Here is a 13,049-nt window from a genome sequence, read left to right as displayed (position 1 = left end):
CGGCAGCCGCAGGAGCCTCAGCCGGGGTAGGGCCGGACCAGCTTGGCCTCCGCCAGCGACCGGGCCCACCAGCCCAGCTGGTCGAGCATCGCCTTCGCCGCGACGGCCGCGCCCTCGTCCGTCGGCCGGCCGTCGGGGCCGAACCGCGCGTGGGCGCCGTGGAAGCTGACCGTCTCGCGGATGGTGACCGCGTGGAGCTCGGCGAAGACCGCCCGCAGGTGCTCTACCGCGCGCAGGCCGCCCGAAATCCCGCCGTACGACACGAACGCGACCGGCTTGGCCGCCCATTCCGTCCGGTGCCAGTCGATCGCGTTCTTCAGCGATGCCGGGTAGCTGTGGTTGTACTCCGGGGTGACCACGACGAACGCGTCGGCGGCTTCGAGCCGCGGGGTCACCTTCCCGACCTCGGCGACGACCGTCGCGGCCGGGGCGGCGCCGAACGCCGGCATCGCCAGCGGCAGGTCGGGCTCGGCGAGGTCGACGATCTCGACCTCGAACGCGCCGTGCTCGCCCGCGACGCCGGCCAGCCAGTCCGCCACCACCGGACCGAACCGTCCTTCCCGGACACTGCCCACGATCACCGCGACCCGCACGGGAGCTTCCGACACGTTTCCTCCTTGGCACAGCGGCGTTGTTGCCGTCCGTGCCAGGATGAGACCTCAAGTTCGCTTGAAGTCAAGCGTGCGGCTGTGGTTGGCTGGGCGGCATGGTGAACGCCACGGCCCGGACCCTGCCCGACCTGACGGTCGGCGAACTCTCCCGGCGCAGCGGGGTGCCCGCGTCGGCCCTGCGGTTCTACGAAGACGAAGGCCTCATCCGCAGCCGGCGGACCGCGGGCAACCAGCGCCGCTACTGCCGCGACGCGCTGCGGCGGGTGACCTTCATCCGGATGTCCCAGCGGATCGGCATGCCGCTGTCGACGATCCGGGAAGTGCTCGCCCTGCTGCCCGACGACCGCACCCCCACCCGCGCCGACTGGGCCCGGATCTCCCGCTGCTGGCAGGAGGACCTGAACGCGCGGATCCGCCAGATGGAACAGCTGCGCGACCAGCTCGACGACTGCATCGGCTGCGGGTGCATGTCACTGGCCAAGTGCCGGCTCGCCAACCCGGGCGACCGGCTCGGCGCCGACGGCCCGGGTCCGCAGCGGCTCGCCGACCACCGCGGCGACGGCTACGAAGGCTGCTGAGTCACCGGCGCTCCAGCACGCCGCGGACGAACATCGCCTGCCCGGCGTGCTGGATGTCGTCGTCGAGGACGCTGACGAGCCGCACGCCCAGCGACACCGGCGGGTCCCACGCCTCGTCGACGATCCGGTCGAGCGCCGCGCCGTCGAGGCCGGTGACGAACCGGACGGTCTGCTCGTGCACCGCGTCGTAGTAGCCGGTGAGCAGGTCCGGCTTGGCCACCCGGACCGCCTCGACGTCGGCCGGGCGGTGGCCGTAGCCGGTGTCGCCCGCCGGGAACGGGAGACCGAACCGCGAAAGCCAGTCCTGGCCGGTCCACACCTGCTCGGTCCCGGCCACGTCGGCGACGTGGTCGTCCTGGACACGGGTCAGGTGCCACACCAGCCAGGCGATCGAGTTGGCCTCGTCGTCCAGCCGGGTCCGGAGCTGCTCGGCGGTGAGTCCTTCCACCGCCGCGTGCACCGTGCCCTGGACCCGGCTGAACCCGTCGACGAGCAGATCGGCCACGTTCATCGGCTGCCTCCCGTTGCTGACGCCGTTCACCGGCGTGCTACCCGATCATGCCCGCCGGCAAACGGTGTCCGCTAGCGCGGCAGCAGCTGGTCGAAGAACGAGCGGTAGCGCCGCAGCGCGATCCGCAGCTCCTCGGTGGCCGGCTCACCCTGCTGCCACTGGGCTTCCAGATCGCTCTTGTGCTCGGCGAACGTGGTGGCCAGCGCGCTGATCACGGCCGCGACCAGTTCGTCGGCTTGCCGGACGGCCTGCTTCGGGTCGTCGACGAAGCCGGTCTGGACGTTCTGCCAGCGGTCCCGGAAGCCGGTGACCTTCTCCTCGTCGATGAGCGCCGGCGTCTGGTCGCCGCTGTCGTCGGCACCCGGGCGGTCGTTGCCCACGCGGGAAGAGTCCGACGCGTCGGACGTGTCCGGCCGCGCCGAAGCCGAAGCCAGATCGGCGGTGCTCAGGTTCTGGTCGGTGCCGGTGCCCTCGTCGGTGCCCGGCTCGCGGAAGCCGGCCCGGTCCTGACCGGGGACCTCGGGAGCGTTGTCGTCGCGCAGATCGCTCTGCTCCCGGACGTCGTCACGGTCGGTGAAGTCGTCGTCGTGGTCGGTGTCATGCCTCGTCAGGTGCTCGGTCATGGTCAGCGTCCTCCGTTCCATTCGGTCCGCGGCTGCGCGGACGCCTGGCGCTCGGTGTCTTGTCGGTCGGTGTCGCGGCGGTCCGCGGCCCGGCGGTCGGTGTCACGACGGTCCGCGCGGTCGCGGTCGTGCCCGTTGTGGTCGTGCCCGTTCCGGCGCTCGTGATGGCCGTGGTCGTGGTCGGGGCGCTGGTCGTCGTCACCGTCGGTCAGCAGGTCCTCGAACACGGTGCGGTAGTGCACCATCGCGTCCCGGAGATCCTCAGTGGACACTCCGTCACGCTTCTGCTGCGTCGCGTGTGCGGCGCGGTAGTGCTCCAGGGTCTTCGCGTGCCGCACGGAAAGGTCGGCCACCTGCTGCTCGTACCCTTCGGTCGGGTACCCGCGTTCGGCCATCAGCGCGACCAGGACCCGGTCGGCCTCGGCGACCGCGGTGGACGGCTGGTCGACGAAGTTTTCCTGCACCTGTGCCCATTCCCGGGCGTAGCGCTCACGCGCCGACGCCGAAAGCGGGCGGATGTCGAGCTCCTTGTGCCGGCGTTCCCGCTCGGCGAGTTCGCGCTGCGCAGCACGAGGGCTGTCCTTCTCCTCGACCGTCCGGTCATACTCGGGACCGAACCGCTGCCGCAGCCGTTTCCGTTGCATCTCCTGCGTCACGAGCCAGATCACGGCGCCGAGCACCGCGACGGCCACGACGACGATCAAGACGATCAGCCATGTGGGCATCGCACATTCTCCTTCAAGGATGTCGAGCCCCCCGATGCGTCCGGTGTTCCCGGATCTCACGCTCCGAAAACGGCGGACGAGCTCTGGGCCTCGCGATTCGGCCGACCGGCGGCGTCGGTACGGCCGGATGCCCGCGCCCCGCACGGGTGTGTAACGACGATAACAACTCAAGACTAGCGCCGTTACCATCCGAGTGGTATCGTCGATAACAGAAAGACGGAAGCGGCGATACCGACGCCGCCCGACCCGGAAGAAGGCACCGATGAGCACCACCACCACCGAACCCCGCGTCGCGATCGTCACCGGCGGCTCCCGCGGCATCGGCCGCCAGGTCGCCGAGCGCCTGGCCGCCGACGGCATGGCGGTCGTCGTCAACTACGCCGGCAACGAGAAGGAAGCGAACGCCACCGTCGACGCCATCACCGAGCGCGGTGGCCGGGCGATCGCCGTCCGCGCCGACGTGGCCGAGCCGGCCGCCGTCGCGGAGCTGTTCGACACCGCGGAGCGCACCTACGGCGGCGTGGACGTCGTCGCCCACCTGGCCGGCGTGATGAACGCGCCGACGCCGATCGCGGACACCGACTTCGAGGTCCTCGACCGCGTGCACCGCACCAACATCCGCGGCACGTTCGCGGTGGCCCAGCAGGCCGCGCGGCGGGTGCGCGAGGGTGGCGCCGTGATCACGACCTCGACCTCGGTGCTCGGGCTGAACCTGCCCGGCTACGGCGTGTACAACGCGACGAAGGGCGCGGTCGAGGCGATCACCATGATCCTGGCGCGCGAGCTGCGCGGCCGCGACATCACCGTGAACACCGTCGCGCCCGGCCCGACCGCGACCGCGCTGTTCCTCGATGGCAAGGACGAGGAGACCATCGCCCGGATGGCCAAGCAGCCGCCGCTCGAGCGGCTCGGGCGGCCCGGGGACATCGCCGAGGTCGTGGCGTTCCTCGCCGGCCCGGCCCGCTGGGTGAACGGCCAGGTGCTGCGCGCCAACGGCGGCATCGTCTAACGGGTGAACCGGCTGACGATGACGTGGTCCTTCGCCGGTCCGCGCACCGCCCACCGCTGCTGCCAGTGCGCGGCGCCGGCGACGCGGTACTCGCCGCGGTAGAAGTCGGCGCGGCAGGGGTGGTCCGCCGTCCAGCGGCCTTCGCGCAGGTCGAGGTCGTGGAAGAACCCGCCGTGGTCGAAGTGCACCGACGCGCGGCCGGGGCCCGCCGGGCGGTAGTGCAGGGTCCGCGTGACCGGCCCCGTGTAGCCGCCGAGCCGCAGCTCACCCTCCTCGTGGTAGACGAGGACGCCGTCGGCTTCGGTGAACGTGGCGGTGCCGGTGACCTCGCCCGCCGGGTCGCCGTCCGCGGTGCGGATTTCCCGGTCCAGCCGCCACTCGCCGCCGAAATACGCGGCGAGGTCGGGCACGGGGAAGGACGCCATGGGCCCCAGTCTGCCACCCGGCGGCGGGGCGGCCCGGAACTGTCGGACCCCCGCTCTATAGTCGGGCGGGTGGCAGAGACCGAGCTCGCAACGCCGACCGCGTCCGACGCGCTGGAGACCCTCCGGCGGGTGTTCGGCTACGACAGCTTCCGCGGCGACCAGGCGGCCATCGTCGAGCACGTGATCGCCGGCGGCGACGCGCTCGTGCTGATGCCCACCGGCGGCGGGAAGTCGTTGTGCTACCAGATTCCCGCGCTCGTGCGGCCCGGCGTCGGCGTGGTGGTTTCACCCTTGATCGCGCTGATGCAGGACCAGGTGGACGCGCTGCGCAACGCCGGCGTCCGCGCCGGTTTCCTCAACTCCACGCAGGACTACGCGGCCCGGCAGGAGGTGGAGTCGGCGTTCCTGTCCGGCGAGCTCGACCTGCTCTACCTGGCACCGGAACGGCTTTCGGTCGAATCCACCGTGCGGCTGCTCGACCGCGGCAAGATCTCGCTGTTCGCGATCGACGAAGCGCACTGCGTCGCCCAGTGGGGCCACGACTTCCGGCCCGACTACCTCCAGCTCTCGGCGCTGCACGAACGCTGGCCGGACGTGCCGCGGATCGCGCTGACCGCCACCGCGACCGAGGCCACGCACAAGGAGATCTCCGCGCGGCTGCGCCTCGACGAGGCCCGGCACTTCGTCGCGAGCTTCGACCGGCCGAACATCCAGTACCGGATCGTCGGCAAGAACTCGCCGCAGCGGCAGCTGCTGGAACTGCTGCGCACCGAGCACCAGGGGGACGCCGGGATCGTCTACTGCCTGTCCCGGAACTCGGTCGAGAAGACCGCGGAGTTCCTGGTGCAGAACGGGATCCCGGCGGTGCCGTACCACGCGGGGCTGGACGCGCGCACCCGCGCGAAGCACCAGTCGCGGTTCCTGCGGGAGGACGGCCTGATCGTGGTCGCGACGATCGCGTTCGGGATGGGCATCGACAAACCGGACGTCCGGTTCGTCGCCCACCTCGACCTGCCGAAGTCGGTCGAGGGCTACTACCAGGAGACCGGCCGGGCGGGCCGCGACGGCCTGCCGTCCACCGCCTGGCTCGCGTACGGGCTGCAGGACGTCGTCCAGCAACGCAAGATGATCGACACGTCCGAGGGCGACGAGGCGCACCGGCGGCGGCTGGGCGCGCACCTGAACGCGATGCTCGCGCTGTGCGAGACGGTGGAATGCCGGCGCGTGCAGATCCTCAACTACTTCGGGCAGAAGGGCGAGCCCTGCGGCAACTGCGACACGTGCCTGAACCCGCCGGAGAAGTTCGACGGCACGATCCCGGCGCAGAAGCTGCTGTCGACGATCGTGCGGCTGCGCAACGAGCGGCGCCAGAAGTTCGGCGCCGGCCAGGTCATCGACATCCTGCTCGGCAAGTCCACGCCCAAGGTCACGCAGTTCCAGCACGACACGCTGAAGACGTTCGGCATCGGCACCGAGCTGCGCGAGCCGGAGTGGCGCGCGGTGGTGCGGCAGCTGCTCGCCCAGGGCCTGCTCGCCGTCGAGGGCGACTACGGCTCGCTCGTGCTCACCGAAAGCAGCGCGGAGGTGCTGGGCGGTGACCGCCAGGTGATGCTGCGCCGCGAGCCCGAGCGGGCCGCGGCGGCGAAGGTCCGCAGCGCCAGGAAGGCCGCCCCCGCGGCGGACATGCCCGCGGAGGCGGCCCCGCTGTTCGAACGTCTGCGTGCCTGGCGGGCCGGCGTCGCGAAGGAGCAGGGCGTGCCCGCTTACGTCATCTTCCACGACGCGACCCTGCGCCAGATCGCCACGCAACGGCCGTCGTCGCTGGCCGATCTGGGTACGGTCAGCGGAGTCGGCGAGAACAAGCTCGCCAAGTACGGCGAGGGCGTCCTCGAGGTGCTGACCGCCGAGTGAGCTACCGGCCGGTCGGGCGCGGCTGACCCGGCTGCTGCCCGGTAACCGTGTTGACCTTGCGGACCGCTCCCGCGATCTGCTGGCGGTACTTGCCCTTGGTCTTGTCATCGACGAACTTCGCGGCCTTGCCGACGACCTGGTTCACCTTTTCGGGGTTCTTCTTCGCGTAGGCACGGGCCGCGCCGGCTGCGCCGGCCAGCATGGTCAGCTTCTTCATCAAAGGCACGGTGGCCCTCCCTCATCGGTTCCGGTCATCCTGACAACGCGGACGAACCACCCGGAGGTTCCCCGTGTGACGAGGCCCAAAACCTCAGGGCCCGCCGAGCCCGGCCGCGGGACCCGGCCGGAAAATGGCGCGCGGAGCCCCGCCGCGCGGTCCTAGGCTCGCGATCATGCGCGATCTGGCCGCCCTCCCGAAGGCCCACCTGCACGTCCACCTGGAGAGCACGATCCGCCCGGACACGCTCCGCGAGCTCGGCGAGGCGAACGGCGTCGACGTCCCGGACGGGCCCCCGGTGTTCGACGGCTTCCGCGCCTTCGCCGACTACAACGCGCTCATCCGGTCCTGCCTCCGGCGTCCGGAAGACTTCGAACGCATCGCCCGCGAGTACTGCGAGGACGAAGCCGCCCAAGGCACGCGCTACGCCGAGGTCACCTTCACCGCGGCATCGCACGGAGAACGCCTGGGCGACCTCGAAATGCCTCTGGAATCCGTCCTCAAAGGACTGTCGCAGAGCGAGGGCCTGGAGTGGCGGCTGCTGCTCGACCACTCGCGGCGCCGGTCGGTCGAACGGGCCGAGCGCACCCTCGACCTCGCGCTGAAGTACGACGAAGTCTTCGCGATCGGCATGGCGGGCGAGGAAAACCACTCACTGCGTCCGTTCGCGACGCTCTTCGAGAAGGCCCGTGCGGCCGGGATTCACCTCCTTCACCACACCGGCGAGGACGCCGGACCCGCCAGCATCCGCGAAGCCCTCGAAGTGGGCTACACCGAACGGCTCGGCCACGGCATCCGCGTCCTCGACAACCCCTCACTGGTGACCGAAGTACGGGAGCGGGGGCTGGCCCTGGAGGTGTGCCCGTCCTCGAACGTGACGCTGGGGCTCGTGCGCTCGCTGCCCGAGCACCCGCTCCCCCGGCTCGTGGAAGCCGGGCTGACCGTCACGCTCAACACCGACGTCCCGTCGGTCACCGGCGCGAACCTCGCCGAGGAATACCGCCGCGTGCAGCAGGCCTTCGGCTACGACGACGCCACGATGGCGGACTTCGCGCGGGCGAGTGTCACGGCGTCCTTCGCGCCCGAAGCGACGAAGGAAACGATCCTCGAGGACATCGACGCCTGGCTCACACCGGCAGCAGGCGGGTGACCAGCGCGCCGAGCTGGTGCACCGTGCGGCACTCGTGCATCTCCACGACCTCGGCGTACTCCAGCGCCGCCGAGTCCCCGGTGGACCACAGCGACCGGCGCTCCGGGTTCAGCCAGTAGACGTGCCGGGCGCGGGCCTTGATCTCGCGGACGGCGTCGAGGTTCGGATCGCCGCCGTTGGTGCGGGCGTCGCCGAGGATGAGGACCGAGGTGCGCGGGCCGACCGCGTCGAGCCAGTTCGCCGTGAACTGGCGCAGCGAGCCGCCGTAGTCGCTGTGGCCGTCCCAGCGCACCAGGGCCGCTTCGGACAGCATGCGCGCGCCCAGGTGCTCGGGGTCGGCCACGCCGGTGGTGACCAGGTGGGTGACCTCGTCGGTGCTGTCGACGAAGGCGAACACACGGATCTTGCTGAACTGGTCGCGCAGCGCCTGCACCAGCAGCATCGTGAAGTTCGCGAACCCCGCCACGGACCCGGACAGGTCGCACAGGAGCACGATTTCCGGCCGTCCGGGCCGCCGGCGGCGATAGGCGGGCCGCAGCGGCACGCCGCCGGTCGTCAGGGACCGCCGCAGCGTGCGGCGCAGGTCGATCTGGCCCCGCGTCATCCGGCGGCGCCGCGCGGCCAGGCGCGTCGCCAGCTTGCGGGACAGCGGCTGGATCGTCCGCCGCAGCTCGGCGAGCTGGTTGCGGCTGGCGATGAGGAAGTCGACCCGGTCGGGTGAAGGGGCGATGGCGTGCTTGGCGACGCGCTCGCGGCCGCGGACCTCGGCCGCGCGGCGCCGCGCCTCGGTGCGGACCTGGCCGCGGAAGCCTTCGACGCGGCGGCGGATCTCGTCGCGGTCGAGCCGGTCGGTGAACTCGCCGCGGGCGCCGCCGCCGCGCACCGCGGCCAGCACCCGCGCGATCAGGGTCTGCGGCTGGAGCCGTTCCAGGGTCTGGTGGGCGGAGAAGCCCCCACCGGGTCCGGACGCCGAGCCGTACTGGCCCAGCATGTCGACGGCGAGCCCGGCCAGCTGGGACAGGGCCTGCTGGTCACCGTCGGCCAGCGCCGCGGCCAGCTCCTCGCGGAGCTCCTCCAGGGTCTCCGGACGGTCCTCGCGGGCCCGCTCGGGCGCGCCGATCCCGGCCGGGAAGTACAGGTCGAAGGCGGCGTCGAACACCGCGCGCTGCCCGCCGCGGCGGACCAGCGCCGCCGCCAGTCCCTCGCGGACCAGCGACCGGTCGTCCATGCCGAGGACTTCCAGCGCGGCCGCGGCGTCGACCGTCTCGGCGGGACCCGCCGGGATGCCCTGGACCCGCAGTGCCCGGACGAACGACGCCAGCCGCTCCGGCACGCCGCCGGTCACGACGCGTCCAGGACCTGTTCGAGCTTGAGCCCGGCGCCCGCCTTGGCGATGTCGTCCTGGTGCTTGAGCACGACGCCGAGGCTCTCGCGCACGACCTGGTCGTCCAGCGTGGACGCGCCGAGCGCGAGCAGGGTGCGCGCCCAGTCGATGGTCTCCGCGACCGACGGCAGCTTCCGCAGGTCCATCGCGCGCAGCGCGGCGATCACCCGGACCACCGAGTCGGCGAGGGCGGCGTCGATGCCGGGGACCTTGAGCCGGACGATGTCGCGTTCGAGGTCCTCGTCCGGGAAGTCGATGTGCAGGAACAGGCACCGGCGGCGCAGGGCCTCGGACAGCTCGCGCGTCGCGTTGGACGTCAGCACGGCGAACGGCGCGCGCGTGGCGGTGATCGTGCCCAGCTCGGGCACGGTCACCTGGAAGTCACCGAGCACCTCCAGCAGCAGGCCCTCGACCTCCATGTCGGCCTTGTCGGTCTCGTCGATCAGCAGCACGGTCGGCTCGGCCGAGGAGATCGCCGTGAGCAGCGGACGGCGCAGCAGGAACTCCTCGCCGAAGATGTCCGTGCGGGCCTCCTCCCACGTCTCGTCGCGGCCGGCGGTGATCCGCAGCAGCTGCTTCGCGTGGTTCCACTCGTACAGCGCGCGGGCCTCGTCGATGCCCTCGTAGCACTGCAGGCGCACCAGCCGCGAGCCGCTGACCTCGGCGACGGCCTTGGCCAGCTCGGTCTTGCCGACGCCGGCGGGGCCCTCGACCAGGAGCGGCTTGCCGAGCCGGTCGGCCAGGAACACGGTGGTCGCCACGGCCGTGGACGCCAGGTAGCCCGCCCCGGCCAGTTTGGCCGACACGTCGTCGACGGAGGTGAAGAATCCGGTGCCCACCACTGACCTCCTAAGCGGTCGCTCACCAGGAGGGTACCCGACGCGCGGGCTAGCATCGGCCGTGTGACCTACGTTGCGGCTTCCGGCCGATACGACTCGATCCCCTACCGGCGCTGCGGGCGTTCCGGGCTCAAACTGCCGGCGATCTCGCTCGGGCTGTGGCACAACTTCGGCCACGACCGCCCCCTGGAAACCCAGCGCGCGATCACCCGCCGCGCCTTCGACCTCGGCATCACGCACTTCGACCTGGCCAACAACTACGGCCCGCCCTACGGCTCGGCCGAGGAGAACTTCGGCCGGCTGCTGGCCACCGACTTCAAGCCGTACCGCGACGAGCTGGTGATCTCCACCAAGGCGGGCTACGACATGTGGCCCGGCCCGTACGGCGAGTGGGGCTCCCGCAAGTACCTGCTGTCCTCCTTGGACCAGTCGCTCGGCCGGATGGGCCTGGACTACGTCGACATCTTCTACTCCCACCGGTTCGACCCCGAGACGCCGCTGGAGGAGACCGTCGGGGCGCTCGACAGCGCCGTCCGCGCCGGGAAAGCGCTCTATGTCGGGATCTCGTCGTACAGCTCGGAGCGCACCGCCGAGGCCGCGCGGCTGCTGCGGGAGCTCGGCACGCCGCTGCTGATCCACCAGCCGTCGTACTCGATGCTGAACCGCTGGATCGAGGAGGACGGCCTCCTCGACACCCTCGAAGAGGCGGGCGCGGGCTGCATCGCGTTCTCGCCGCTCGCGCAGGGGCTGCTGACGGACAAGTACCTGAAGGGCGTCCCGGCGGATTCGCGGGCGGCTCAGGGCAAGTCCCTCGACCCGGGCACCCTCGACGAAAACCGGCTGGGCCGGGTCCGCGCGCTCAACGACATCGCCGCCCGCCGCGGCCAGTCGCTGGCGCAGCTGGCGCTGGCCTGGGCGCTGCGCGACAGCCGCGTGACGTCGGTGCTGATCGGCGCGAGCAGCGTCCGGCAGCTGGAGGACAACGCCGGCGCGCTGGGCAACCTGGAGTTCTCCTCGGAGGAGCTGACGGAGATCGACGGCCACGCGACCGACGCGGACATCAACCTCTGGAAGCGTTCGTCCGACTCCTGAGCCCACCTGACGGGGGGTGCCCGCGGGGGCGCCCCCCGTCTTCGACTCTACCGGCAGGTACCGACATTTCGGCCGGGTCGCCGTCGCCGCCCGCTCGGCTGACGTTTGACCAAATTTCGCATTTGGTCATACGATGGGCGCATGCCTCCCGCCGAAGACCGGGCCGAACGGGCCGAGCGCATCCTCGACGCGGCCGCCGAGCTGCTCCTGCGCGCCGGCTACCGGCGGACGACGATCGAGGACGTCGCCGTGCGGGCGGACGTCGGGAAGGGAACCGTCTACCTGCACTGGAAGAACCGCGAGGAGCTGTTCCTCGCCGTCCTGCTCCGCGAGTCGGTCGGGGTGCTCGAAGACCTCGTCGCCACGATCACGGCCGACCCGCTCAGCGTGCGGCTTTCGCGCCTGACGGAGATCCAGTACGCCAACGTGCTTTCGCGTCCGCTGCTCCGGGCCGGGTACGCCGACGACACCGAGACACTCGGCAAGCTGCTGCCGAAGCTGCACGGCAAACTCGACCCCCGCCACGGGGAAGCCTTCGTCGAGTACCTGGAACTGCTGGCCGCCAACGACCTGCTCCGCACCGACCGGCCGGTCCGCGAGCTCGTCGTCGCCTTCCAGGCCGTGCTGCTCGGCTTCCTCGGCCGCACTCCCCCGCCCGAGCCCGCCCTGATCGCCGACACGGTCGCGCACGCCTTCGAGCCGCTCGCCGTGTCGACGAGGCAGCTGCGCGCCGTGGCACCCCGGGCGCTGGCGCTGTTCACCGAAGCCGTCGCGCTCGACCGCAAACAGCTCGAACGCGCCTACTGAAAACCCTGGAGGGCCCGTGCGCACCGGAATCCTGATCGACGAACTCGGCGTCGGCTTCGACGCCGTCACGGCACAAGCCCGCGAAGCGGCGAAGCTCGGCTACGGCACGCTGTGGGTGGCGCAGCGCGGCGGCTGGGACGCGCTCACGGCGCTGCCCGCGCTCGCCGCGGCCGCCCCCGGCGTCGGGCTGGGCACGTGCGTCGTGCCGACGTACTCGCGGCACCCGATCACCATGGCGGCGCAGGCTTTGACGGTCCAGGCGGCGGCCGGGGTGCCGGTCCACCTCGGCGTCGGGCTGAGCCACAAGTTCATCGTCGAGGGCGAGTTCGGCTACTCCTACGACCGCCCGATCCGCCACCTGCGCGAGTACCTGCAGGCGCTGAACCCGTTGCTGCGCGGGGAAAAGGCGGACGTCCACGGCGAGTCGCTGACGGCCGCGGGCGCGGTGGACGCGCCCGGGACCGAGCCGCCCGCGGTGCTGGTCGGGTCGGTGAGCCCGCAGTCGACGCGCCTGGCCGGCGAACTCGCCGACGGCGTGATCACGACCTGGGCCGGCCCGCGGGCGATCGGCGAGTTCGTGGTGCCGGCGCTCGGCGCGGACCGGCGGATCGTCTCCGGCCAGCTGATCTGCGTGACGTCCGAAGTGGACGAAGCACGGAAGCGGATCGAGGAGCTGTACGGCGGGGCGGGCAACATCCCGGCGTACCGGGCGATCCTCGACCGCGAGGGCCACGAGCGGGTTTCCGGCACCGCGATCGTCGGCGACGAGGAAACCGTGCGCCGCCAGGTGAAGTCCCTCGAAGACGCGGGCGCGACCGAACTGCTGGTGATGCCGTTCGGGTCACCGGAGGAGCAGTCCCGCACGCGCGAGCTGCTGGCCTCGTGAGCCGTCTCTGGGTGGACGACCTGCGCCCGGCCCCGCCCGGCTGGACGTGGGCGAAGTCGAGCGCGGCCGCGATCGCGCTCCTGCGTGACGGCGAGTTCGCCGCGATCTCCCTGGACCACGACCTCGGCGGCGACGACACGACCCGCCCGGTCGTGCTCTGGCTGTGCGAACACGACCGCTGGCCGGCGGAGGTGCGCGTCCACACGGCGAACCCGGTCGGCCGCGACTGGCTGACCGGGATGGCCGAGCGCTACGGCCCCGGCGTCCGCCGCTGAGCCGGG

The 13,049-nt window shown here is 71.7% G+C and carries 15 protein-coding genes and 1 pseudogene; 8 read left to right on the top strand and 8 right to left on the bottom strand.

All coding sequences use genetic code 11. From position 1 onward, the window contains the following. Positions 1–17 precede the first annotated feature (17 nt). The gene (locus ACH54P_RS44900; RefSeq protein WP_489909387.1) at positions 18–608 is read right to left on the bottom strand and encodes an NADPH-dependent FMN reductase; all 591 of its coding nucleotides are present in this window, start codon (positions 606–608) and stop codon (positions 18–20) included. A gap of 98 nt (positions 609–706) precedes the next feature. Between ACH54P_RS44900 and soxR the strand changes: the two genes are divergently transcribed. Continuing rightward, on the top strand, positions 707–1,189 hold the full coding sequence (soxR, locus tag ACH54P_RS44895) for a redox-sensitive transcriptional activator SoxR (protein ID WP_489909386.1): 483 nt from the start codon (positions 707–709) through the stop codon (positions 1,187–1,189). 1 nt (position 1,190) lies between these two features. Here soxR and ACH54P_RS44890 read toward each other — a convergent pair whose 3' ends face one another. The 3 genes from ACH54P_RS44890 to ACH54P_RS44880 form a co-directional block, all read right to left on the bottom strand. Continuing rightward, the gene (locus ACH54P_RS44890; RefSeq protein WP_489909385.1) at positions 1,191–1,700 is read right to left on the bottom strand and encodes a mycothiol transferase; all 510 of its coding nucleotides are present in this window, start codon (positions 1,698–1,700) and stop codon (positions 1,191–1,193) included. Positions 1,701–1,771: 71 nt separating this feature from the next. Next, on the bottom strand, positions 1,772–2,323 hold the full coding sequence (locus tag ACH54P_RS44885) for a hypothetical protein (RefSeq protein WP_489909384.1): 552 nt from the start codon (positions 2,321–2,323) through the stop codon (positions 1,772–1,774). Positions 2,324–2,325: 2 nt separating this feature from the next. Then, complete coding sequence (locus ACH54P_RS44880) at positions 2,326–3,048, bottom strand: hypothetical protein (protein ID WP_489909383.1); 723 nt, start codon at positions 3,046–3,048, stop codon at positions 2,326–2,328. 262 nt (positions 3,049–3,310) lie between these two features. On the opposite strand from ACH54P_RS44880, the gene ACH54P_RS44875 reads away from it, so the two are divergent. Continuing rightward, complete coding sequence (locus ACH54P_RS44875) at positions 3,311–4,057, top strand: SDR family oxidoreductase (RefSeq protein ID WP_489909382.1); 747 nt, start codon at positions 3,311–3,313, stop codon at positions 4,055–4,057. Here ACH54P_RS44875 and ACH54P_RS44870 read toward each other — a convergent pair. After that, on the bottom strand, positions 4,054–4,482 hold the full coding sequence (locus ACH54P_RS44870; protein WP_489909381.1) for a DUF6314 family protein: 429 nt from the start codon (positions 4,480–4,482) through the stop codon (positions 4,054–4,056). The genes ACH54P_RS44875 and ACH54P_RS44870 overlap by 4 nt on opposite strands. Before the next feature lie 69 nt (positions 4,483–4,551). Between ACH54P_RS44870 and recQ the strand changes: the two genes are divergently transcribed. Then, positions 4,552–6,393: a DNA helicase RecQ gene (gene recQ / locus ACH54P_RS44865; protein WP_489909380.1), complete on the top strand. Its 1,842-nt coding sequence runs from the start codon at positions 4,552–4,554 to the stop codon at positions 6,391–6,393. Between the two features lies 1 nt (position 6,394). Here recQ and ACH54P_RS44860 read toward each other — a convergent pair whose 3' ends face one another. Next, entirely contained in the window at positions 6,395–6,610 is a 216-nt protein-coding gene (locus ACH54P_RS44860) for an antitoxin (RefSeq protein WP_489909379.1), read from the bottom strand. Between the two features lie 175 nt (positions 6,611–6,785). On the opposite strand from ACH54P_RS44860, the gene add reads away from it, so the two are divergent. Next, positions 6,786–7,760, top strand: a complete 975-nt coding sequence (add, locus tag ACH54P_RS44855; RefSeq protein ID WP_489909378.1) for an adenosine deaminase — start codon at positions 6,786–6,788, stop codon at positions 7,758–7,760. Here the strand turns inward: add and ACH54P_RS44850 are convergent. Together ACH54P_RS44850 and ACH54P_RS44845 are read right to left on the bottom strand one after the other, a co-directional pair. Then, positions 7,738–9,105 (bottom strand): vWA domain-containing protein, encoded by a 1,368-nt coding sequence (locus tag ACH54P_RS44850; RefSeq protein WP_489909377.1) that lies wholly within the window; start codon positions 9,103–9,105, stop codon positions 7,738–7,740. The two genes, add and ACH54P_RS44850, sit on opposite strands and share 23 nt — an antisense overlap. Then, positions 9,102–9,983 carry an AAA family ATPase gene (locus ACH54P_RS44845; RefSeq protein ID WP_489909376.1) on the bottom strand — a complete coding sequence of 294 codons (882 nt, stop codon included), beginning with the start codon at positions 9,981–9,983 and terminating at the stop codon, positions 9,102–9,104. Before ACH54P_RS44845 ends, ACH54P_RS44850 begins: the two co-directional genes overlap by 4 nt. 63 nt (positions 9,984–10,046) lie before the next feature. Here ACH54P_RS44845 and mgrA point away from each other — a divergent pair, with 63 nt between their 5' ends. The 4 genes and pseudogenes from mgrA (at position 10,047) to ACH54P_RS44825 (ending at position 13,043) form a co-directional block, all read left to right on the top strand. Then, complete coding sequence (mgrA, locus tag ACH54P_RS44840) at positions 10,047–11,075, top strand: L-glyceraldehyde 3-phosphate reductase (RefSeq protein ID WP_489909375.1); 1,029 nt, start codon at positions 10,047–10,049, stop codon at positions 11,073–11,075. A 141-nt stretch (positions 11,076–11,216) separates the two neighbouring features. Next, positions 11,217–11,882, top strand: a complete 666-nt coding sequence (locus tag ACH54P_RS44835; RefSeq protein ID WP_489909374.1) for a TetR/AcrR family transcriptional regulator — start codon at positions 11,217–11,219, stop codon at positions 11,880–11,882. Between the two features lie 13 nt (positions 11,883–11,895). Further along, positions 11,896–12,768 (top strand): annotated as a pseudogene (locus tag ACH54P_RS44830) (TIGR03564 family F420-dependent LLM class oxidoreductase); the annotation flags it as partial. Next, positions 12,765–13,043: a cyclic-phosphate processing receiver domain-containing protein gene (locus ACH54P_RS44825; RefSeq protein ID WP_489909373.1), complete on the top strand. Its 279-nt coding sequence runs from the start codon at positions 12,765–12,767 to the stop codon at positions 13,041–13,043. The pseudogene ACH54P_RS44830 and the gene ACH54P_RS44825, both read left to right, overlap by 4 nt. Positions 13,044–13,049: the final 6 nt, after the last annotated feature.

It is taken from the genome of Amycolatopsis sp. N2S4-7, assembly GCF_058119595.1.
Note: the sequence above shows the minus strand (reverse complement) of the source record. Positions and strands in the feature narration are given on the sequence as shown.

What these genes read in the sequence shown, in the direction of transcription:
- soxR (WP_489909386.1), top strand. Translation starts at nt 707, where the DNA reads ATGGTGAACGCCACGGCCCGGACCCTGCCCGACCTGACGGTCGGCGAA.
- ACH54P_RS44890 (WP_489909385.1), bottom strand. Translation starts at nt 1,700, where the DNA reads ATGAACGTGGCCGATCTGCTCGTCGACGGGTTCAGCCGGGTCCAGGGC.
- ACH54P_RS44885 (WP_489909384.1), bottom strand. Translation starts at nt 2,323, where the DNA reads ATGACCGAGCACCTGACGAGGCATGACACCGACCACGACGACGACTTC.
- ACH54P_RS44880 (WP_489909383.1), bottom strand. Translation starts at nt 3,048, where the DNA reads ATGCCCACATGGCTGATCGTCTTGATCGTCGTCGTGGCCGTCGCGGTG.
- ACH54P_RS44875 (WP_489909382.1), top strand. Translation starts at nt 3,311, where the DNA reads ATGAGCACCACCACCACCGAACCCCGCGTCGCGATCGTCACCGGCGGC.
- ACH54P_RS44870 (WP_489909381.1), bottom strand. Translation starts at nt 4,482, where the DNA reads ATGGCGTCCTTCCCCGTGCCCGACCTCGCCGCGTATTTCGGCGGCGAG.
- ACH54P_RS44860 (WP_489909379.1), bottom strand. Translation starts at nt 6,610, where the DNA reads ATGAAGAAGCTGACCATGCTGGCCGGCGCAGCCGGCGCGGCCCGTGCC.
- add (WP_489909378.1), top strand. Translation starts at nt 6,786, where the DNA reads ATGCGCGATCTGGCCGCCCTCCCGAAGGCCCACCTGCACGTCCACCTG.
- ACH54P_RS44835 (WP_489909374.1), top strand. Translation starts at nt 11,217, where the DNA reads ATGCCTCCCGCCGAAGACCGGGCCGAACGGGCCGAGCGCATCCTCGAC.